22 protein-coding genes are annotated in these 21,007 nt (G+C 63.4%); 14 read left to right on the top strand and 8 right to left on the bottom strand.

What is annotated here, in order from left to right:
- Nucleotides 1–54: 54 nt before the first annotated feature.
- The gene (locus SB772_RS32955) at nucleotides 55–1,449 is read right to left on the bottom strand and encodes a sigma 54-interacting transcriptional regulator (RefSeq protein WP_410837323.1); all 1,395 of its coding nucleotides are present in this window, start codon (nucleotides 1,447–1,449) and stop codon (nucleotides 55–57) included.
- A 535-nt stretch (nucleotides 1,450–1,984) separates the two neighbouring features.
- On the opposite strand from SB772_RS32955, the gene SB772_RS32950 reads away from it, so the two are divergent.
- From SB772_RS32950 to SB772_RS32910, 9 genes are all read left to right on the top strand, one after another.
- Nucleotides 1,985–2,494 (top strand): hypothetical protein, encoded by a 510-nt coding sequence (locus SB772_RS32950; protein WP_410837322.1) that lies wholly within the window; start codon nucleotides 1,985–1,987, stop codon nucleotides 2,492–2,494.
- An 80-nt stretch (nucleotides 2,495–2,574) separates the two neighbouring features.
- A complete protein-coding gene (locus tag SB772_RS32945) occupies nucleotides 2,575–3,102 on the top strand; it encodes a hypothetical protein (protein WP_410837321.1) in 528 nt (175 codons plus the stop codon).
- Nucleotides 3,099–3,725 carry a hypothetical protein gene (locus tag SB772_RS32940; RefSeq protein ID WP_410837320.1) on the top strand — a complete coding sequence of 209 codons (627 nt, stop codon included), beginning with the start codon at nucleotides 3,099–3,101 and terminating at the stop codon, nucleotides 3,723–3,725. The genes SB772_RS32945 and SB772_RS32940 overlap by 4 nt, the downstream gene beginning before the upstream one ends.
- Nucleotides 3,726–3,751: 26 nt before the next feature.
- Entirely contained in the window at nucleotides 3,752–5,335 is a 1,584-nt protein-coding gene (locus SB772_RS32935) for a hypothetical protein (protein WP_410837319.1), read from the top strand.
- A 103-nt stretch (nucleotides 5,336–5,438) separates the two neighbouring features.
- Nucleotides 5,439–6,152, top strand: coding sequence for a C39 family peptidase (locus SB772_RS32930; protein WP_410837318.1), 714 nt, complete (start codon nucleotides 5,439–5,441; stop codon nucleotides 6,150–6,152).
- Between the two features lie 7 nt (nucleotides 6,153–6,159).
- On the top strand, nucleotides 6,160–6,963 hold the full coding sequence (locus SB772_RS32925; RefSeq protein ID WP_410837317.1) for a peptidase C39: 804 nt from the start codon (nucleotides 6,160–6,162) through the stop codon (nucleotides 6,961–6,963).
- Nucleotides 6,964–7,065: 102 nt separating this feature from the next.
- A complete protein-coding gene (locus tag SB772_RS32920) occupies nucleotides 7,066–8,502 on the top strand; it encodes a hypothetical protein (protein WP_410837316.1) in 1,437 nt (478 codons plus the stop codon).
- A 24-nt stretch (nucleotides 8,503–8,526) separates the two neighbouring features.
- Nucleotides 8,527–10,080 carry a sigma 54-interacting transcriptional regulator gene (locus SB772_RS32915; protein WP_410837315.1) on the top strand — a complete coding sequence of 518 codons (1,554 nt, stop codon included), beginning with the start codon at nucleotides 8,527–8,529 and terminating at the stop codon, nucleotides 10,078–10,080.
- A gap of 125 nt (nucleotides 10,081–10,205) precedes the next feature.
- Entirely contained in the window at nucleotides 10,206–10,706 is a 501-nt protein-coding gene (locus SB772_RS32910; protein WP_410837314.1) for a dihydrofolate reductase, read from the top strand.
- A gap of 126 nt (nucleotides 10,707–10,832) precedes the next feature.
- Here the strand turns inward: SB772_RS32910 and pmbA are convergent, their stop codons facing one another.
- Entirely contained in the window at nucleotides 10,833–12,203 is a 1,371-nt protein-coding gene (gene pmbA / locus SB772_RS32905; protein ID WP_410837313.1) for a metalloprotease PmbA, read from the bottom strand.
- Nucleotides 12,204–12,425: 222 nt separating this feature from the next.
- Here pmbA and yjgA point away from each other — a divergent pair, with 222 nt between their 5' ends.
- Nucleotides 12,426–13,037, top strand: coding sequence for a ribosome biogenesis factor YjgA (gene yjgA / locus SB772_RS32900; protein ID WP_410837345.1), 612 nt, complete (start codon nucleotides 12,426–12,428; stop codon nucleotides 13,035–13,037).
- On the top strand, nucleotides 13,018–13,659 hold the full coding sequence (mog, locus tag SB772_RS32895) for a molybdopterin adenylyltransferase (RefSeq protein WP_410837312.1): 642 nt from the start codon (nucleotides 13,018–13,020) through the stop codon (nucleotides 13,657–13,659). The genes yjgA and mog overlap by 20 nt, the downstream gene beginning before the upstream one ends.
- A gap of 19 nt (nucleotides 13,660–13,678) precedes the next feature.
- Here mog and orn read toward each other — a convergent pair whose 3' ends face one another.
- A complete protein-coding gene (gene orn, locus SB772_RS32890; protein WP_410837311.1) occupies nucleotides 13,679–14,296 on the bottom strand; it encodes an oligoribonuclease in 618 nt (205 codons plus the stop codon).
- Nucleotides 14,297–14,441: 145 nt separating this feature from the next.
- On the opposite strand from orn, the gene SB772_RS32885 reads away from it, so the two are divergent.
- From SB772_RS32885 to SB772_RS32875, 3 genes are read left to right on the top strand one after another with little or no spacing between them, the layout of a single operon-like run.
- Complete coding sequence (locus SB772_RS32885; protein WP_410837310.1) at nucleotides 14,442–15,701, top strand: M48 family metallopeptidase; 1,260 nt, start codon at nucleotides 14,442–14,444, stop codon at nucleotides 15,699–15,701.
- Nucleotides 15,698–16,648, top strand: a complete 951-nt coding sequence (gene rsgA / locus SB772_RS32880) for a ribosome small subunit-dependent GTPase A (protein ID WP_410837309.1) — start codon at nucleotides 15,698–15,700, stop codon at nucleotides 16,646–16,648. Before SB772_RS32885 ends, rsgA begins: the two co-directional genes overlap by 4 nt.
- A gap of 1 nt (nucleotide 16,649) precedes the next feature.
- Nucleotides 16,650–16,970, top strand: a complete 321-nt coding sequence (locus tag SB772_RS32875; RefSeq protein WP_410837308.1) for a DUF2007 domain-containing protein — start codon at nucleotides 16,650–16,652, stop codon at nucleotides 16,968–16,970.
- An 88-nt stretch (nucleotides 16,971–17,058) separates the two neighbouring features.
- Here the strand turns inward: SB772_RS32875 and SB772_RS32870 are convergent, their stop codons facing one another.
- From SB772_RS32870 to rimM, 5 genes are all read right to left on the bottom strand, one after another.
- The gene (locus SB772_RS32870) at nucleotides 17,059–17,997 is read right to left on the bottom strand and encodes a CobD/CbiB family protein (protein ID WP_410837307.1); all 939 of its coding nucleotides are present in this window, start codon (nucleotides 17,995–17,997) and stop codon (nucleotides 17,059–17,061) included.
- Nucleotides 17,998–18,114: 117 nt separating this feature from the next.
- On the bottom strand, nucleotides 18,115–18,822 hold the full coding sequence (locus tag SB772_RS32865) for a CoA pyrophosphatase (RefSeq protein ID WP_410837306.1): 708 nt from the start codon (nucleotides 18,820–18,822) through the stop codon (nucleotides 18,115–18,117).
- 92 nt (nucleotides 18,823–18,914) lie between these two features.
- A complete protein-coding gene (gene rplS, locus SB772_RS32860) occupies nucleotides 18,915–19,301 on the bottom strand; it encodes a 50S ribosomal protein L19 (RefSeq protein ID WP_020069334.1) in 387 nt (128 codons plus the stop codon).
- 133 nt (nucleotides 19,302–19,434) lie between these two features.
- Complete coding sequence (gene trmD, locus SB772_RS32855) at nucleotides 19,435–20,202, bottom strand: tRNA (guanosine(37)-N1)-methyltransferase TrmD (RefSeq protein WP_410837305.1); 768 nt, start codon at nucleotides 20,200–20,202, stop codon at nucleotides 19,435–19,437.
- 24 nt (nucleotides 20,203–20,226) lie between these two features.
- Nucleotides 20,227–20,952 carry a ribosome maturation factor RimM gene (rimM, locus tag SB772_RS32850; RefSeq protein ID WP_410837304.1) on the bottom strand — a complete coding sequence of 242 codons (726 nt, stop codon included), beginning with the start codon at nucleotides 20,950–20,952 and terminating at the stop codon, nucleotides 20,227–20,229.
- Nucleotides 20,953–21,007 lie beyond the last annotated feature (55 nt).

Below are 21,007 nucleotides of genomic sequence, written 5' to 3'. Positions count from 1 at the left end.
GGAAAGCGGAAATGGTCAGCGGCACAGCCCGGCGAGCGGGACGCGCGCGGCCTGTCAGAGATGCGGCACCGAAGCCGGCAAATCGCCGTGCGGCGTGACCAGCGGCTCGCCTTCCATATGGCGCATGCCGTGCGCGCAGAGCAGGCGGTACAAGGTCACGCGCGAGATGCCCAGTTCCTGCGCGGCATCGCCCAGACGCCCGCGATGACGCAGCAGCGCCAACTCGATCGCCTGACGCTCGGCCGCTTCGCGCGCCTGCGCGAGCGATACGGGCACGATCTCGACATACTCGGCCAGTTCCAGATCGCGCGCCGTGATCGCGCGCCCTTCCGACATCACGATCGCGCGCCGCACCCGGTTGATCAATTCGCGCACATTGCCCGGCCAGCCGTAGTTATGCAGCGCCGCGATCGCGTCGGGCGCGAAGCCGCGCAAACGGCGGCTGGCATCTTTCTTGAAACGCTCCAACATATGCCGCGCAAGCAATTCGATATCCTTGCCACGCGCGCGCAGCGGCGGTTCGTCGATTTGCAGCACGCACAGGCGGTGATACAGATCAGAACGGAATCGCCCTTCGATCATCGCGGCCGTCATATCCACGTGGGTGGCCGAAATGATGCGCACGTCGACGTCGATCGAACCATGGCCGCCCAGCCGCTCCACCTTGCGTTCCTGCAGGAAACGCAGCAGGCTCGCCTGGCTTTCGAGCGGCAAGTCGCCGATTTCGTCGAGAAACAGCGTGCCGCCGTTGGCCGCTTCCACGCGGCCGATCTTGCGCTGATTAGCGCCGGTAAACGCGCCGCGCTCATAGCCGAATAGTTCGGATTGCAATAGATGCGGCGGAATCGCGCCGCAATTGATCGGCACGAAAGGTGCGCTGCGGCGCGCCGAGCGTTCGTGGATCGCTACCGCGGTCAGTTCCTTGCCGGTGCCCGACTCGCCCGAGATAAACACCGGCGCGTCGGTCATCGCCACTTTGCGGATCGACCGGAACAGCGCGAGCATCGCATCGCACGAGCCGACCATTTCGCCTTCGGCGCCTTGCGCCCCATCGTTCGAAGCGGGTTCGCCCAGCGAGATCATGCCGTACGCGTGACCGACCGAATCGACGATCCTGTCGCCCGAATACGGCACCGTTACATAGTCGAAACAATAGTCGCGCACGAGCCGGCGCAAGGCGGCATCCTGCAGTTGTCCCGGCATGGTGGTCGCGACCCAGCCGACGTTCGGCATCGTCAGGCAAGACTCGAATGCGGCGATTTCGTGTGACTGAAAATGGCTGGACAGATCAAGCAGTCCGCCCGCTGCCATTCCGGCGCGAACGGCACGGCGCACATCGCGCGCGGACCCGACGACTTCGACATGCCAGCCACGCTGATGAAAGCGAGTATTCAGCTCCGGGCTCGGATCGCGTGAAACGTAAATGAGTTGCCGCGTTGCGGGTTCCATTATTCAGATCCTCTCGTCAACGAACGTTAAGGATGACGCACGCACCTGAACCCAGGTTCAGACACGCTGACTCATCCGGGATTCGCGAATCGCAAAAACCGAACGGCCATTCCATTCCGTGCGGACAGCTGATCCCAAAGAAAGCGGCGTGTGTGTTTGAGACGGCCCGTTAGCGGGCTTTTTTAAATGTGAAGCTCTTTTTCGAGAGCTTACTATATGCGCGCCAACTGGAAAACAATTATGCGAATTTAATCGGGGGCTCCTTACACCCGCACGGCTGAGCGGGTAATACACAGGTATTAAGCTTACGAATAAAAGCATGTGGAAGCGCTTTTCCTGACGTTCACCCAAGGTAGTTCGTACCTACGCGATTTACGAATTGCAGGTATTTTCTGCCTACCGTTTCAGCGCTGAAACGTTTTGCTCCAATTTCCCAATTGTTACTCCGCGGTTTTCGGGTCGCATCCTGAGGCATCAATGGATTGCGACCCATGGCACACGTTTCGCTAAATGCCATGTACCAAGGAGACACATCATGCGCCTCGCTTTCCGCATTGATATGAGCAGAATTGCGCCTTGCGCCGCACTTTGCGCAGCGCTTTGCACCGCTGGGGCGCTTATCGCACTGCCCGCCGGCGTCAATGCCCAGGAGTCCGTTCTAGTTCAATCCGCCGATCCGACCGATACCGCCGATGCCGGCTCCGCCGCCCTCGCGAGCACGATGCCCGCAGCGGCGGCCTCGCCGGACGCGATGGCTGTCATCACCGCCACGGCGCCTGAAAGCCGTCAGCTTGCCCGCGAAGTACTGGGTACGCCGGCCGATGCTACATCCGTGAACGATATTTCGCTCGACGACCAGGTGCTGTCGCGGCAACGCGGCGGTGCGCTCGGCATGGTGATGGTAGCGGCGACGCCGCAACTGATGCGCGGCAACGGCAGCAGCGTGACGCTGTGGGACGAGATCGCGCCGCCCTCGCCGCTGCCGATTCCGGTCGACGCCGCGCGCGCTGCGCAAGGCAATGTCGCCAGTTACCAAAGAAAGTAGCCGGACAAATTCGCGACGCAATTCAGGGGCTGTGGCGCTCCCGACGCGCCGCTCGCACACAGGACAAAGCAAGGACCGACATGACCATCCCAACCCGGACGCCGCGCGCATGCAGCTCGGTGGCGGCACTAACTGCCCTGCTGCCGGCCGCATTGGCAGCCGTCGTCGCCCTGCTCACCGCCGGCTTCAGCATCGATGCCGCCGCGCAACAGGTCACCAACCCGGGCGACATCATCGTCGAGCGCACGATCACCCCGCGCGACGCTTTCGTGCCGGTGCCGAAGAGCGAGGATCCGGTCGCGGTGCGCGCCACCACGTTCCCGGGCAATTCGTTCGATCCGGCCATCGCGCAGCTCGTTGGCGATACAGATCTGACGAATGCGCATGGCTCGAGCGGCGTCGCTGAAGGCGGCGTGCTCGGCGGCAGCGGCATGCGGGCAGTCACACAGATTTTGAGCGGCAAGCCGACCGGCAACAACGTCGCGCTGAACGCCGGTGGCATCGGCATGCCTGGTCCGGGCATCGGCGGCACCATCACCACATCGGTGACGGGCGCGTTGGCGCCGCTGTCAAACGCTCTGAGCGGCGCACTCGGGGGTCTGAAATGAATCCGGCCAAATCTCTGCGGCTACGCGCGACCTTGCTCGCCTGCCTGAGCGGCGCAGCCCTCGCGGCCAGCGCGGCCCACGCGCAGTCGGTGCCCAGGATCGGCGCCGACTCGACGATCGGCAACGGCGCTGCAGACGGCGTCACCGGCGCGCTCACGGTCAATGAAACCGCCGGCGTCAATAACGCGCAGCTCAATCAAATCACGATCTCGACCGGCAACGCGGTCGCCAACGACAACGCCAGCGTGCAAAGCGCCTCGGTGGCGGCAAGGGTCACGAACGCGCGTGCGTCGATCGAGGCCAATGCATTTTCGAATTCGTCCGGTGCGGTGCTGGTGAACCAGTCCGCCGGAGCAGGAAATCTGCAGCGCAACAGTACCCAGCTGGGTACCGCGGCGCTCGGAGTCGAGACCGTCTCGGATGGGGAGCTATCCGCGACGGCCCCGAAAAACGGAGGTCCGGGTCAATCCATCGGGGTTCATAGCGTACGCGAGGCAACCATCTCCAGCGATGCCTTCAAGAACGTCAACGGGATCGTACAGATCAACCAGACAGCCGGCGCCGGTAATGCCACGGCAAACAGTTTTGTGCTCCGTCCCCCGGCGGGCACTCTTTTTAACTGACCACACTTAAAGTATCGGAGCGAATCATGAAGCGCACTCTCATTGCCGCTGCTGTCCTCGTCGCCGCCTCCAGCAGCGCGTTCGCCGCACCGCAGAAGGCCTACCTCTTCAATGCCACGCTGGTCGGTGAAGCGGTCGGCGTCGAAGGCTGGGTGGGTCTGTTTGGTTGCGTGCACGTGTCGAGCACGGCAGGCGCTGTGATCAACAACAACCAGTCGGTCAACCTCAACGCGACGCTCAATCCGCAGGCGCAAAGCTACAACAGTGGCGCGGTGAAGACCACCTACAACAACTCCACGTTCGCGCTGGTCGGCACGGGCACCAACAGCAGCTACCGGACCAGCGGGTACTCGACGTCAGAACAAGGGTCGGGCAGCCACTCGTCGACGTCTTCGGAATCGTCGAGCAGCAGCAGCTCGAAGAGCGCGTCGAGCTCGTACAGCTACGGCAATACGGCTTCCGCCAGTGAAAGCAGCGCTTATCATCAGGCGAGCGACAGCGGCCACACCCACAACAGCGCGTCGTCGAACACCTCGAACATGACGCATAACGACGGCAGCACGCACACTGCCAGCGAAAACGCAAACTTCACCGCCACGCACTCGCAAGGCGCATCCGGCTCCGCTGGGGCCGCCATTGTGACCTCGAGCGGCGGCACGCTCGCCAATGGTCATGCAAGCGTAGGCGTCTCGGGCTACGAGCAAACCTCGTCGGGCGCAAGCGGTTCAATTGTGGCGAACCAGGGCGCGACGGAATCGAACTCGTCAGGCTCGTCGAACACGTCGAACTCGACGCACTCGTACGGAGACGCCAGAACCTCCTACAAGGACGGCTCGCAAAGCTGGACCGCCACGGCTCAGGAGAGCGGCTCGGGCAACCGGTCGTCGAGCTCCAGCAAGAGCGCGTCGGAAAGCAAGTCGCGTTCGGAAAGCGGCTCGCATTCGTTCTCGTCGAACTACTCGACAGCGTCGGCCTCCACGTACACGTCCGGCTATAGCGTGAACGACACGCTGAGCGTTACCGATGAGACGACCACCGGCCGCGTGACGCAGCACATCAACACGCAAGCGGCAGGCACGCTGAACGCAACCACCGGCGCCAATGCGGCTAACGGTGTGTCGGGCAACCTCGGCATCAACATCGCCGAAGGCATCGGCAACGCGCAAAGCAACGACGTCGCGCTCGCCTCCGTCGATATCGGCAACGTGTTCGGCAACGCGCAGGTCTTCAACGTGCAATCGTCGGCCGGCAACGCCAGGATCAACAACTTCAATCTGAATGCGTCGATCGGTGATGGCTCGCTGTCGGGCGTGACGGGCAATGTTGGCGTGAACGTCGCATCGGGTATCGGCAACGTGCAAAACAACAGCCTCGCCGGTGCAGTGACGACAACCACGCCGGCCAATGCGTTGACCACGGCAATGGTCGCCACGGATGACAACTCACAATCGGCCGCTATGACCGTGAAGGGTCGATTCCAGGGCACCGCGATGCTGGGCGCAGGCGCGCTTTACGGTGCCACCGGCAACATCGGCGTGAACATCGCCGGTGGCGCAGGCAACCTGCAACACAACGGCCTTGCGATCGCCGCCCTGAACAGCGGTCACTAAGCCGCCGGCAGGCAGACGAAAGCAGAAGAAGCCAGAAAGTAGTCAGACGGGAACGCGCCGGCGGCCATTGCAGCGGCCGGCGCGTGCAGAGCGGGAGACCAGCATGTCCGGGTTCAAGGGGTTCCCGGCGCTACAGTTCGCCGTAGCGCTGGCAAGTTGTACGTTGTGCGTGGGCAACAGCTACGCGCAGGCGACCATCGACACGTCCACGCTGGCGGGCGTTCCGCTGACCAAGACGGTTCGTTCGATGAAGGACATCCGGTACAACCACGTCGTCAATCAGCAGTTCGACTACAGCTGTGGTGCGGCGGCGCTCGCGACCCTCCTCAAGTTCGGCTACGGCATCGATATTCCGGAAACCGAACTGATCCGCCGGATGATGGTGTTCTCCACCCCCGAAGTCGTTGTCAAGAACGGCTTCTCGATGCTCGACATGAAGAAATTCGTCGAGACCATCGGCTTGCGCGGCCGCGGCTTCCGGGTCAGCGCCGAAGCATTCCACCATCTTCAAATCCCCGTGATGGTTCTGATGAACATCGACGGGTATCAGCATTTCGTCATCGTCAAGCATGCCCAGGACGGCCGCGTGTTCATTGCGGACCCGGCGCTCGGCAATCGCATCTTGCTCGAAGAGGACTTCGCCAGGACCTGGAACGGCCTTGTGTTCGCAGTCCTCGGCAAACCCTTCCGGGAGGATTCACCGCTGTTGCAGGACAACGAGTCGCTCGCTCTCAAGCTGCGCGCAAGCGCGCTTGCCAACGGCACCGCGGCGACTCCCTTTGTCGAGTACGGCTTGATCAAGGCAGACCTGTTCTGACCCAACCATGAAGCGTCATCTCTCACAGTTAGGCCTCGCGATCTGCTCCACGGTGTGCGGCCTGACCAGCAGCGCCTACGCGTCACCAGGCGCCGGCTCGCCACCGGTGCCCGAATTTCTCGCGTCGCGCGACATCGACTCCGCCGCTATCAAGGTGCAGATGGTGGACGACGAGGTCCTCGCCAATCAGACCGGCAAATATGCCGGCGGCACCATGATTTCCGGCTTCGTTCTGAATGTGATTTCGCAGTGGCAGCTGCCCAACGGCGCGAACGCCCTCGCCCAGGGCACGCTCGCCGCCGTGCAGAGCGCGGCCGGCCAGTTAGTCGGCACCGTCAACACGCTTGCGCGCGTGAACGACGGCGGCTTCGGCAATGCAGGAGCGAATCCCAATGCTCAAGCAAACGGCGGACAAAGCATATCGGTCAACGGCGTCTCGCAGGTGACGCAAGTGGCAGGCGATCGAAACATCGGCGCCAACTCGGCACTCGTCGATTTCAACAATAACGCCGTGTCGCCGACAAGCGCCGCCAACGCACCGTCAGCGGCGGCCAGCAATTCGACCGGTTCGATCAAAGCCGGCATTTCCTTCGGCAGCAGCGGCGTAAGCGTCGTGCTGCAAACACCCGCTGGGCTCGCCACCCAGACCATCACGCCGGGCAACGGGCAAATCGCCCAGTTGCTCCAGATTGCAGGCAATAACCAGCAAGTCGCCAACCAGTTGCAGTTGCATTTGCAGACGCAGCAAATGTCGGCCGCAATGATCCGTCAGCTTGGCGTACTACAAGCCCTGCAAAACGCCAGGAGATAACGACGGGCCGCCAGCCGCTAATTGCAGCAAATGCAGTGCTGATACGGCGGCGCAATGTCAGCAGACAGGCGGCGCGCGGCCGGAACACCGGGGGAACACAAAATGAACAACATCAGATCGACAAAGGTGCGACGAATAGCGCTCGCGGCCATTCCGGCCGCCGTCATGCTATTCGCACTGTCGCAAGGGGCAGGAGCCCAGGCGCTCGCTGGGCAATCGGTCGAAGAACGTCTGAACACGCTGATGCGTGTGGTCGACGAACAGCAGCGGCAGATTCACTCACTCGAACGACAGGTTACCGAACTCGAAATGGCGCAACGCGGCCGCGGCGCGCCGGGCTACGGTACGCCTGCGGGCAGCGAAGCCGTGGCCGGGCAACCCGGCGCCGACGACCTGCCAATGCCGCTGCCGCCGCTCGCGCAGGTCAATCCGGGCACGCCCGCGACGGGCGGCAACACCGGCACGGCGACCGGCGTGCCGGTCTATCCGCCGGTGCCCGAGGGCCGTACCGCAGGCGGCTTGCCGCCCGCCACCGACGGCAGCGGCGCGATCGGCCAGACCCAGAAGGCCGCCGAGCCGGTGCGCACGCAAGCCGAGCAGGCGGTCGTGCAGCGCGAACATGCACCGCTTTTCGATCACAAGCTAACGATGGACTGGGGCATCAGCGACACCTACTACGATCGCCGCCAGTTGCAGTTGTCGGGCTTCCTCGCGCTCGACGCGATTTTCCTCGGCAACATCAACCTGGGCGAGACCAAATCGCACCAGGTGATGGCCGATCTCGATACGCGCTACGGTCTGACCGACCGCATCAGCATCGACGTCGACGTGCCGTACGTCTACCGGCATAGCAACTTTATCGTCGGCGGCGCGGGCGGCGCAGCGAATACGCTGTCGGACGCGTCGGTAAACGACAGCAATATCGGCGACGTCAACTTCGGGATCTACTACCAGTTCCTGAAAGAGACCTACAGCCTGCCTGACGTAGTGGGCAGCCTGCGCATCAGGGCGCCGACCGGCACGTCGCCATTCGGCGACAAGCTGGTGCAACTCGACAGCAACAACACCAACCTCGTTGCCCCGACCAGGCTGCCCACCGGCACGGGCTTCTGGAACATTACGGCCGGCGTCTCGCTGCTGAAAACCTATGACCCGGTGGTGCTGTTCGGCAGTCTTTCGTACACCTACAACGTCGCGCGGTCGTTTGCGGACATCTCGTCGGTGCAGGGGCAAACCCAGCCGGCGACGGTCAAACTCGGCGACATCGTGCAATTCGGCGGCGGCGTGGCGCTGGCGTTCTCCGATAAGGACTCGGCCAGCATCTCATACACGATGGCGCTGGAACCCGAATCGAAGACCCGTGCACCGGGCGGCTCATACGAAAAAGTGCCGGGCAGCGAAACCACCGCCGCGGCGCTGAATTTTGGCCTGAACCACGTCGTGAACAAGCACCTGACCATCAACGGCTCGGTGTCGGTCGGCTTGACGCCCGATGCGCCGAACTTCGTGGTCGGCATGCGGTTTCCCTATACCTTCTGACGTGTCAACGATACGAGGACGAACGTGCGTGAATCACCTCATCTGACTAGTGTGACGCCGGGTGCCGGAGCCGCAGCGGGATCGCATATGACGCTCGCACTGCCGAACGACCTGCCCGTGAGCCGTCCCGTCGAAGCCGTGACGAACCGTGCCGCTGTTGCACCGGTTACGCCGGTTACTGCGGCTACTGCGATTGCCGGCGCGACGGCTGCCCGTGCACAAACGGAGCGCATGCTGCTGTACGTCGCGCGCACGCCGGACGAAACCCTCGCCGCGCATCTGAAAAGCCGCGGCTGGCACGTCGCCGTGGCGCGTTCGGCGCACGAGCTCGGCAGACTCGTGAAACCGGACGTGACGTGTGCCGGCATCGTCGATCTGGCGAGCTTTGCGCGACGCGATCTCGGCGGACTCGAAGCGAGCTTGCGCCAGCAGCAGGTCGGCTGGATCGCGCTTGCCACCGGCGAACATTTGACCGATCCGGAGGTGCGGCGGCTCGTGCGCCACTACTGCTTCGACTACGTGAAGATGCCGGTGGCGAACGAGACAATCGACTACCTGGTGAGCCACGCGTTCGGCATGGTGACCTTGTGCGAGCCGGAACTCGCCTGGCCCGCCGACGAGTCCAGGGACGACGAAATGGTCGGCACCTGCGAAGCGATGCAGCAACTCTTTCGCACCATCCGCAAGGTGGCGAACACTGACGCGAGCGTGTTCATCTCCGGCGAGTCGGGCACCGGCAAGGAGCTCACCGCGCTGGCGATCCACGAACGCTCGCCGCGCAGCAAGGCGCCGTTCATCGCGATCAATTGCGGCGCGATCCCGCATCACCTGTTGCAGTCCGAACTATTCGGCTACGAGCGCGGCGCATTCACGGGCGCCAATCAGCGCAAGATCGGCCGGGTCGAAGCGGCCGACGGCGGCACGCTGCTGCTCGACGAAATCGGCGATCTGCCGCTCGAAAGCCAGGCGAGCCTGTTGCGCTTCCTGCAGGAAGGCAAGATCGAGCGGCTCGGCGGCCGCGAGTCGATTCCGGTCGACGTGCGGATCATTTCGGCCACGCACGTCGATCTGGAAACCGCGATGCGCGACGGGCGGTTCCGCGCCGACCTGTTCCACCGCCTGTGCGTGTTGCGCGTCGACGAGCCGCCGTTACGCGCGCGCGGCAAAGACATCGAAATCCTCGCGCACCACATTCTTCGCAAGTTCAAGGTCGACAGTGCGCGCAAGATCCGCGGCTTCGCGCCGTCGGCGATCGAGGCGATGTACAACTACAACTGGCCGGGCAATGTGCGCGAACTGATCAACCGCGTGCGCCGCGCGATCGTGATGGCGGAGAACAAGCTGATTTCCGCCGACGACCTCGACCTCGCCGACTTCACCGAGCAGCAGACCATGAGCCTGTCGCAAGCGCGCGATGCCGCCGAGAAGCGCGCGATCGAAGCCGCGCTGCTGCGTCATCGTCATCGGTTGAACGAGGCGGCGGTGGATCTGAATATTTCGCGCGTCACGCTGTACCGCTTGATGATCCAACACGGCTTGCGCGAAATAGGTGCGCCCGACGAGCCCACGCAGGAATGACGCCGCGCCGGTCAGGGTGCGTCCGCCTCCCCGGCGCGGTGTTGCGGCCCGCCGTCCGGCAGAAGCAGCGGACCCGGCCTGCGCGTCAGGTAGAATCGGTCCGGTTACGTTCACCTTTCCATTCGATGACGACGCTCACCCTGATCGTCGCTCGCGCCAATAACGGCGTGATCGGCCGCGACAACCAGTTGCCCTGGCGACTTCCCGAAGACCTCGCGTTCTTCAAGCGCACCACGATGGGCGCGCCCATCATCATGGGCCGCAAGACGCACGAATCGATCGGCCGGCCGCTACCGGGACGCCGCAACATCGTTGTGACGCGGGATGCCACGCGGCGCTTTCAGGGCTGCGATACCGCGACCACCCTGGAAGACGCGCTCAAGCTGGCCGCGCAGGATCAGGCGCCGGAAGCGTTTCTGATCGGCGGCGCGCAGCTATATGGCGAGGGTCTGCGTCAGGCGGACAAGCTGATCATCACCGAGATTTCGGCGGACTTCGAGGGCGACGCCACCTTCCCGGAGCTCGACGAAAACGAATGGGAAGAAGTCGCGCATGAAACGCATCGCGCGCACGCACCGAACGATTTCGACTACGCGTTCGTCACCTATCGGCGCAAGGGCGCTTGAGGTTGCGGCCCAGTGCCTGACGCATCGAGCACGCCTCGCATGCGCATGAAAAAACGCCACGCAATGGCTTGCGTGGCGTTTTTGTTTGTAGAGCCCGCGGTTAAAACCAGCGGCTAAAACCGGCGCTCACTGCCCAGCAATCGTCATCCGTTCGATCAGCACCGAACCGGTCTGCTTGGTGCCGCGCGTGATCGTATCCGCACCGATCGCGACGATATGGCGGAACATCTCCTGCAACGTGCTCGCCACCGTGATTTCCTCGACCGGGTACTGGATCTTGCCGTTCTCGACCCAGAAACCCGACGCGCCGCGCGAATAGTCGCCCGTCACGTAGTTCACGCCCTGCCCCATCAACTCGGTCAGCAACAGGCCCGTGCCGAGCTTCCTCAGCATTTCCTCGAAGTCGTCTTCAGGACGCGTGTTCGAGCTGCGCAGCGACAGGTTGTGCGAACCGCCCGCGTTGCCGGTGGTCTGCATGCCGAGCTTGCGCGCCGAGTAGGTGGACAGGAAATAGCCTTCCACCACGCCGTCTTTCACCACCGAGCGCCGTTTGGTGCGCACGCCCTCTTCGTCGAACGGCGCGCTGCCCATTGCACGCGCGACGTGCGGATCTTCGACCACCTGCACGTGCGGCGCGAACACCGGCTTGCCGAGGCTGTCGACGAGGAACGACGTCTTGCGGTACAACGCGCCGCCGCTGGTCGCCTGCACGAACGCGCCGAGAATGCCGGCGGCGAGCGGCGCTTCGAACAGCACCGGCACCTTGCGGGTGTCGAGACCACGCGCACCGATGCGCGCCAGCGCGCGTTGCGCCGCGTAACGGCCGACCGCTTCCGGATCGGCGAGCTCATCCGCGCTGCGGGTCGACGTGTACCAGTCGTCGCGCTGCATGTTGCGGCCGCTGCCGGCGATCGGCGCGCACGCGATGTAGTGGCGCGAATACGGATAGCCCGCGAGGAAACCGCGCGAGGTGGCCAGCACGAACTGCGAGTGCTGCGCCGAAACGCTCGCGCCTTCCGAGTTCTTGATCTGCGGATCGGTCGCGAATGCGGCGTCTTCCGCGCGACGGGCGATTTCCACCGCCTCGTCGGCCGAAAGGTTCCACGGGTGATACAGATCGAGATCGCGCGGCGCGGTTTCGAGCAATTCGGCTTCGGCGAGACCCGCGCAGTCGTCTTCGGCGGTAAAGCGCGCGATGTTGTACGCCGCCGCGACCGTATCCTTCAAGGCCTGCGACGAAAAGTCCGAGGTGCTCGCGTTGCCGCGCTTGTTGCCGATGAATACCGTCACGCCGACCATCTTGTCGCGGTTGTGTTCGATCGTCTCGACTTCGCCGCGCCGCACGGAGACGGACAGGCCGTCGCCTTCGGAGATTTCGGTCGCGGCGTCGGTGCCGCCGAGCGACTTCGCGTGACGAAGGATGTCCGAGGCGATTTCCTTCAGTTCATCCTGGGTATGCGGAAAAAAGCGCTGCTTGACGTCCATGTCTGCTGCCATTGTCGTTGCCGTCCTGTTCGGGGCCGAGCGGCCCTGTGTGTTCGCACATGCTGCGCACCTGCGTGCTCATTTGCTTACTTACGCATCCCGCGATCATAGCAAGGTACGCGACGCTGTACCTGGCATTCGCTGAGCTCTGGATTGCCGCGGCTTCGCAAGGCGCGAGGCCTTGTGCACGGCAGCACCGCGGGTTCGGCGGGCGCGGCACGCTACAATATCGATATGACACGCAAAACCCGCATTCAACCCATTGAACCCGTCGAGCCCGAAGTCGACGAGAACGGCTACGACCGTCCCAGCAAGTCCCAGCTCAAGCGCGAAATGCACGAGTTGCAGGAACTGGGCGCAGCGCTGATCGCGCTGCCGAAAGACGCGCTCAAGCGCATGCCGATGCCTGAAAAGCTCGACGACGCGGTACGCGAAGCACGCCGCATCACCGACCACGAAGGCAAGCGCCGCCAGGTGCAGTACGTCGGCCGCGTGATGCGCTCGCTGCTCGACGAGGAAACCGCCGCACTGCGCACCGCGCTCGACACCTACAACGGCGTCAACAAAGCGGAAACCGCCAAGCTGCACTGGATCGAGCGCACCCGCGAAAAACTGCTTGCCGACGACGCCGCGCTGACCGAGTTCATCCGCCAGCATCCGAACGCCGACCCGCAGCAGGGCCGCACGCTGATCCGCAACGCCCGCAAGGAAGCGCAGCAAAGCAAGCCGCCGCGCTACTTCCGCGAGCTGTTCCAGTGGATCAAGAATGCGGACGGCCCGTCCGCCGACACCGATTCCGACGCTGAAGAAGGCCTGGAAGACGACGATGACGACCGCGACGCATAAGCCGACGCGTAATCACCCCGACGAAATCGTGATCGGCCTCGTGTCGATCAGCGACCGCGCATCCGCCGGCGTCTATGAGGATAAAGGCATTCCGGCCTTGCAGGCGTGGCTTGGCGCAGCGCTGAGCTCGCCGTGGCAGGTCGTCACGCGCCTGATTCAGGACGACGCGCCGACCATTTCCGCGACGCTGATCGAGCTGGTGGACGAAGCGGGCTGCGATCTGGTGCTGACCACCGGCGGCACCGGCCCGTCGCGCCGCGACGTGACGCCCGAGGCGACTTTGGCGGTGGCCACGAAGGAAATGCCGGGTTTCGGTGAGCAAATGCGGCAGATCAGCCTGAATTTCGTGCCGACGGCGATTCTGTCGCGCCAGGTGGCGGTGATCCGCGAAACGGCGGAGCACGCGGCGCTGATCGTCAACTTGCCGGGTCAGCCGAAGTCGATCCGGGAAACGCTGGAAGGGCTGCGCGACGGTGAAAGCGGCGCGGTGCAAGTGCCGGGCATTTTCGCCGCAGTGCCCTATTGCATCGACCTGATCGGCGGCCCGTACGTGGAAACCAACGCCGACGTGGTGAAGGCGTTCCGGCCGAAGAACGCGCAACGCGCGCCCCGCCAGGACTGAATCCGAAACTGCAGACGATTTATTCCGCTGCCGGCGTTTCCGGAGCCGCCGCGGCCGACGGAATCAGGAAGTGCTCGCGGTAGTACTTCAGTTCGTCGATCGATTCATGAATGTCGGCCAGCGCGGTATGCATCGCGCGCTTCTGGAAGCCCTTGTAGATGGCCGGCTGCCAGCGGCGGCACAGTTCCTTCAACGTGCTGACGTCGAGATTGCGGTAGTGAAAGAAGCGCTCGAGGTCCGGCATCCAGCGCGCCATGAAACGGCGGTCCTGGCAGATCGAGTTGCCGCACATCGGCGATTTGCCCGGCGGTACATAGGCGCTCAGAAAATCGCGGATCTGTTCGGTAGCATCGGCCTCGCTGACGGTCGACGCCTTCACGCGGTCGATCAGCCCCGAGCGGCCATGCGTGTTCTGGTTCCACTGGTCCATCCCGGCGAGCGTCTCGTCGCTCTGATGAATCGCCAGCACGGGGCCTTCGATCATCCTGTCGAGCGTCGAATTCGTCACCACCACCGCGATTTCGATGATGCGGTCGGTGTCGGGTTCGAGCCCGGTCATTTCCATGTCCAGCCAGATGAGGTTCATGTCGCTGCGTACCAGCGGCGGCTGTTCGGTGGAGGCGAGGATGTCAGTCATGAAAGCAGCCTTGGTGGCCGGGCAACAGGCTTGCTGGAAGCGCTGGCGCCACGGCGAATGTTCGTTTGAGATTGGTTTGAGCGTGTCCCCGCCGGCAGGCGGGAAGAAACATATAATTCTCGCATAGATACCACGGAATCCCCGGATGCCTACCTTGTACTTCACCGTTCTGTTCGTCGTCGCCGTCGTGGCGATGGTCGGCACCAAATTGTGGCTCGCGTCGCGGCAGATCCGCTTCGTCGCCGGCCACCGCGAGCAGGTGCCGAGCCAGTTTGCCGGTACCATCGCGCTCACCGCGCACCAGCGCGCCGCCGACTACACCGTCGAACGCACGCGGCTGACGATGCTCGAGATCGTCGTCAGCGCCGCCGTACTGATCGGCCTGACGCTGCTCGGCGGCGTGCAGGCGCTCGATCTGGCGATCTCCGACTGGCTCGGCCGCGGCTACGCCGGCCAGATCGCACTGGTCGCCGCGGTGATCGCGATCACCAGCGTGATCGACCTGCCGTTCGACTACTACCGTCAGTTCGTGGTCGAGCAACGCTTCGGCTTCAACCGGATGAGCAAGGGCATTTTCTTCCTTGACCGCATCAAAGGCGTACTGCTCGGCGCGGCGTTCGGCCTGCCGCTGCTATTCGTCGTGCTGTGGCTGATGAACCAGGCCGGCAGCCTGTGGTGGCTGTGGACGTGGATCGTGTGGGTCGCGTTCCAGATGCTTGTGCTGGTGCTGTATCCGACCTTTATCGCGCCGCTTTTCAACAAGTTCGAGCCGCTCAGGGACGAAGCGCTGAAAAGCCGTATCGAAGCGCTGATGCAGCGCTGCGGTTTCGCCGCGAAGGGCCTGTTCGTGATGGACGGCAGCCGCCGTTCGGCGCACGGCAACGCGTATTTCACCGGCTTCGGCGCGGCCAAGCGGATCGTGTTCTTCGATACGCTGCTGGCGCGCCTGTCGGGCAACGAGATCGAAGCCGTGCTCGCGCACGAACTCGGGCACTTCAAGCGCCGTCACGTGATCAAACGGATGCTCGTGACGTTTGCGCTCAGCCTCGTGATGCTCGCCCTGCTCGGCTGGCTCAACGAAAGCGTGTGGTTCTACGAAGGGCTGGGCGTGCGGCCGTCGCTAATAGGCGGCAATAGCGGCCTTGCGCTGGTGCTGTTCTTCCTCGCGCTGCCGGTGTTCGTGTTCTTCGTCACGCCGCTCGGCAGCCTCAGCTCGCGCAAGCACGAGTTCGAAGCCGACGCGTTCGCCGCGACGCAAACCGATGCGCAAGACCTCGTCAACGCGCTCGTCAAGCTGTACGAGGACAACGCGTCCACGCTGACGCCCGATCCGCTCTACACCGCGTTCTACTATTCGCATCCGCCGGCGTCGCAGCGGATCGACCGTCTGCTGCGGCACGCATGAGCGGCCGCTCCCCGAAAGCGGCGCGCGCGCCGTCCAGCACGCGCGTGGGCGGCCTGGTGATCGCCGCCCACGGGCGACACTACCTGGTCGCCCCCGAAGACGGCGGCGCGATGCTGCAATGCTTCCCGCGCGGCAAGCGCAGCGAAGTGGCAGTTGGCGATCGCGTGATCTACGAGCCGACCTCGGCAGACCAGGGCGTGATCGTCGAGATCGGCGAACGGCGCAATCTGCTGTATCGCTCGGATCAGTACAAGTCGAAGCTATTTGCCGCGAATCTCGATCAGCTGCTGATCGTGCTCGCCACCGAGCCGCATTTCAGCGAAGACCTGCTCGGCCGCGCACTGGTCGCCGCCGAAGCGAACGAACTGAAGCCGTTGATCGTGCTGAACAAGATCGACGTTGTCGCTGAACTGGAAGGCGCGCGGGCGCGGCTCGAACGCTATCGCGCGCTGGGCTACACGGTGGTCGAAGTGTCGATCAAGACGCAGCCTGACGCCGCCCGCGCCGCTTTGATCGAGCATCTGCATGGCCATGCCACGTTGCTGCTCGGCCAGTCCGGGATGGGCAAATCGACGCTGGTGAATCTGCTGATTCCAGACGCCGAAGTCGCGACCCGCGAAATTTCGACCGCGCTGAACAGCGGGCGTCATACCACGACCTTCACGCGGCTCTATCCGTTACCGGGCGGTCCAGACGGCGATGGGGGCGCGTTGATCGATTCGCCGGGATTCCAGGAATTCGGCCTGCATCACCTGACCGAAGGCCGGCTCGAACGCGCGTTTCCCGAGTTTCGTCCGCTGCTGGCGAACTGCCGCTTTTACAACTGTCATCACTTGCACGAGCCGGGCTGCGCGATTCTCGAAGCGCTCGCGGATGGCCGCATCCGGCGCGAACGGCATGCGCTTTACGCGCAACTCGTGCACGAAGCCAGTCAGATCGTGCGCTGAAATGAAATTGATGCGCGCGCCGAACCTGATCATCGGACAGCATTGGGTCAACCTGCTGGCGGCAGCGGGCATCGCCTGCGAGTTGCACAACCGTTATCTGAACGGTGCGCTCGGCGATATCCCGGCGGATCAGTGCGCGCCCGAGTTGTGGCTCGTCGACGAGCGCGATGAGGCGCTGGCCCGGCGCTTGATCGAAGCGGCCTCGCATGGGCCGGCGGCGGACGCGCCAACGTGGCGCTGCGGGCATTGCGGCGAGACGCTCGAAGCGCAGTTCACGGTGTGCTGGCAATGTGGGACGGCGCGCGATCCGTTCGATGGGTAAAGCAGGGTTACCGAGTTGACAAAAAGAAAGGCCGGGTTTTTGCCCGGCCTTTCTTTTATGCGGCTGCGCTAGTGTCGGCTTGCGGCGCTCAAGCCAGCCATACCGCGATCGTCAGCATCAACAGCAAGATCATCCACAGCACCACCGCGCGCCACACCAGGCCGACTGCGGATTGCAGCGTGCGCGGCGTGCAGTCGTCGCCGACCTGCATCGGGCCGCCGTCGCCGGTGGCAAGCGCGTCCAGACTCGACGGCTCGGCCAGCGGGCCGCTCAGACGCGCACCTAGCGCCCCGCTGCCCGCGGCGAGCAACACGCCGTCGTTCGCATCCGGCCACTGACGCACATGGTTGCGCCATGCATAAATCGCGTCTTCGAAATTGCCGACGATCGCAAACCCGAGCGACGTCAGCCGCGACGGCACCCAGTCGATCACGAAGAACACCCGCTGCGCAAAGCTCGAAAACGCGACGGTACGATCGTCGACCGGCCGTGCCCACGTGCGCGCCAGATATTCGGCGATCCGATACAGCACAGCGCCCGCCGGCCCGACCGGAATCAGGAACCAGAAGAACACACCGAACACATGCCGATGCGACGCGACGACTGCATGGATCAGCGTATGACGGACGATCTCGCTGACCGGCAAATCGACCGTATCGAGACCGGTCCATTCGTTGAGAATTTCACGCGCGCGCGGCACATCGTCGTTGTTCAACGCGAGGTGGATATCGGTGAAGTAATGGCTGAACTGCCGGAAGCCGAGCGTGAAGTAAAGAACCGCGACGTTCCACAGGAAGGCGAGCGCAAAGTGAATGTGGTACAGCACGTAGTAGACAAGCGCGACGGCCAGCGTCCACGGCACCACCACCACCAGCCACGCGAGCAAGCCATGCTTGGGCTTGCCGGCATCGAATCCGTGCGCCGCCGACTCCGCATGGTATTGAAGCAACGCCGACACCGGATTGTTCGGCGACAGCGCGCGCACCTGTTCAATGATCAGAGCCAGCAATACAGAGAAAAAAGTCATGCGATGCGCCGTGCTTTTCGAGTTTTTACAATTGTTTTATAACGATAGCACAGGGTCGGATGAGTCTGAGCGCAGACGTTGACAAACAGCCAACAACTGCACGGCCCCTGGTGCGGCTCACGCCGCGAGGAAACGATAGAAGTTGCGCAGCATCGCGGCTGTCGCGCCCCAGATGAAATGATGGCCGCCCGTCTGATTCCCGATATCCGCCGATGCCGCACGCGGGTACGGCATCGCAAAAAAGCGGCGCTCGCCGCCTTCCCAACGGAACACGCGCTCTTCGTGATGCGCCGGGTCCATCAGAAAACCAAGCGGTACTTCGAAGACTTCGGCCACCTCGAACGAATCGGCTTTCAAAGTGAACGGCGGATGCACGAGGCCGATCACCGGTGTCACACGAAAACCGGTGCCCGTCAGATAGTCGGGCAACGCACCGAGAATCTCGACGCGTGAAGGATCGAGACCGACCTCTTCCTCTGCTTCGCGCAGCGCGGTGGCGATGGTGTCGGCATCGAATGGTTCGTGGCGGCCGCCTGGAAAGCTCACCTGGCCGGCGTGATCGTTCAGATGGTCGGCGCGCTGCGTCAGCAGCACGGTCAAGCCGTTATCGCGGACCACCAACGGCACCAGTACCGCGGCGACGCGCGGATCGGCATGGGTGTCACGCCAGGGCGCTTCGATAACCGGCTCGGGCGTCCAGGAGAGACGCTGCTCGAACCGCGCGCGCAGGCCATCGGGCGTCAGACGCCCGGCAGCCACCGGTGGCAGATCGGCGCCCGTCGCTTCGACAGGCAGAGTTTCAGGCTCAAAGACAGGGCGGGTCAACGGGTCTCTCGGAACGAGCGGATAGGGGCATGCCTCTATTTTGACCTAGCAAACAAAAAAGCACCCGCGAAGGGTGCTTTTTCTTACAGCATTTACGCTTGGGAAGCAGCGCGGTCTTTCGAGACCAGCTTTTCCTTGATCCGGGCCGACTTGCCCGAACGGTCGCGCAGGTAGTACAGTTTCGCACGACGCACATCGCCACGACGCTTCACGACGATGCTTGCCAGCAGCGGCGAGTACGTCTGGAACGTACGCTCGACGCCTTCGCCCGACGAGATCTTGCGGACGATGAACGACGAATTCAGACCACGGTTACGCTTGGCGATCACGACGCCTTCGTAAGCCTGAACACGCTTACGCGTACCTTCAACCACATTCACGCTGACGATCACCGTGTCGCCGGGGGCGAATTCGGGGATGGTCTTCTCGCCGAGGGCGCGCGCGATTTCTTCCTGCTCGAGTTTTGCAATCAGATTCATCACTTACTCCTAAGTCCATCTTGTCGGCGTTCGTACCTGCCTTGCGGCGACGGCCCCGATAGAGGATGGGTTCACATCAGGCGCCGTACACGCATGTGCGGCGCCGCCTATGTCCGCTCGAAAGACCAAGGCTTTACGCCTTCGACGCTTCCTTCGCGAGACTCGCAAGCCATGCCTCGTCGGCACGGCTCAACATCTTGTTCTTTCTGGCCTTCACGATCAGATCGGGCCGTTTATTCAACGTGTTGCGCAACGCTTCACGCCGGCGCCACGCTTCGATTTCCGCATGATGGCCGCCGAGCAGCACATCGGGCACACGTACGCCGGCGTATTCTTCCGGGCGCGTGTAATGCGGGCAATCCAGCAGCACGTCGACGAAACTGTCCTGCACCGCCGATTGCGAATCGTTCAACACACCGGGCAACTGGCGCACGACGGCGTCCATCAACGCCATGGCAGGCAACTCGCCGCCTGACAGCACGAAGTCGCCGAGGCTGACTTCTTCGTCGACGACGCGGTCGAGCAAACGCTGATCGATCGCTTCATAGCGCCCGCACAACAGAATCAGACCGGGCTCGGCAGCAAACTGCATAACACGATCGTGATTCAGCGTGGCACCTTGCGGCGACATCATCACGACGCGCGAGGCGCCGATGCCCTGCTCCGCCTGCGCCGCTTTCGCCGCGCTGATCGCGTCTTCGAGCGGCTTGGCCAGCATGACCATGCCGGGGCCGCCGCCGTACGGGCGATCGTCGATCGTGCGGTAGTTATCCGTAGTGAAATCACGTGGATTCCACGTACGCAAACCGTAGCGCTCCTGCTTCGCCGCACGGCTGGTGATACCCCAGTCGGTCAGCGCACGGAACATGTCGGGAAAGAGCGTAACGACATCGAACTGCATCGCTCTCTCCGGTCAGCGACTCATTTAGTAATCGGCTTCCCAGTCGACGATGATCTGCTTCGCCGCCTGATCCACCGTTTTGACAAAGACGCCGACGAACGGGATCAAACGCTCGCCGGTGACCGGCTTACCGCTTTTATCGGTGGCCGGGTATTCGATGCGCAACACCGAGTGCGCGCCGTTGTCGATCATGTCTGCAACCTTGCCGAGGGCGACCCCGGCAACGTTCATCACATCCAGGCCGAGCAGATCGACCCAATAGAATTCGTCGGCCTCGAGGGCTGGGAATTCGCTGCGGCTGATATAGACGCGGGAGCCGCGCAGTGCCAGCGCCACATCGCGGTCAGCGACGCCGCCCAGATGGGCAACCACACTGTCGCTATGCGTTTTCGCCTGCAGAGACGGCGCCGACTTGCGCTCGTGGCCTTTCATGAGCCACCAGCGCTTCGCGCTCAGCATCGCATCGCCGCCGTGGCCGGCATCCGCATGCGCGGCTACCTTGACCCAGCCTTTGAGGCCATAAGCGTCGACGATTGCGCCGACCTCGACCGCATCGGCCGGCCAGCTTTCCGCCGTTTCCGCGCGCATTTCTGCTGCGTTGGAACCAGCGCTTGCAACATTGGCTTTCGCCTTGCCTTCGGCCCGTTCGACCGGCTTGCGGACGAATGCACCGAACGGCGCCTGATCAGACGTCTTCGCGCGCGGAGCCGCCTTGGCGAGACCTGAACTGCCGGAATCACGCTCGGACATGAGAGAACCTCGCTGCAAACTTCGACGCCTGCTTCAGCACGAACTGCAAAATAAC

Source organism: Paraburkholderia sp. SIMBA_030, from assembly GCF_046535245.1.
In the GTDB taxonomy this organism is placed as follows: domain Bacteria; phylum Pseudomonadota; class Gammaproteobacteria; order Burkholderiales; family Burkholderiaceae; genus Paraburkholderia.
This window is presented reverse-complemented; position numbering and strand designations above follow the sequence as displayed.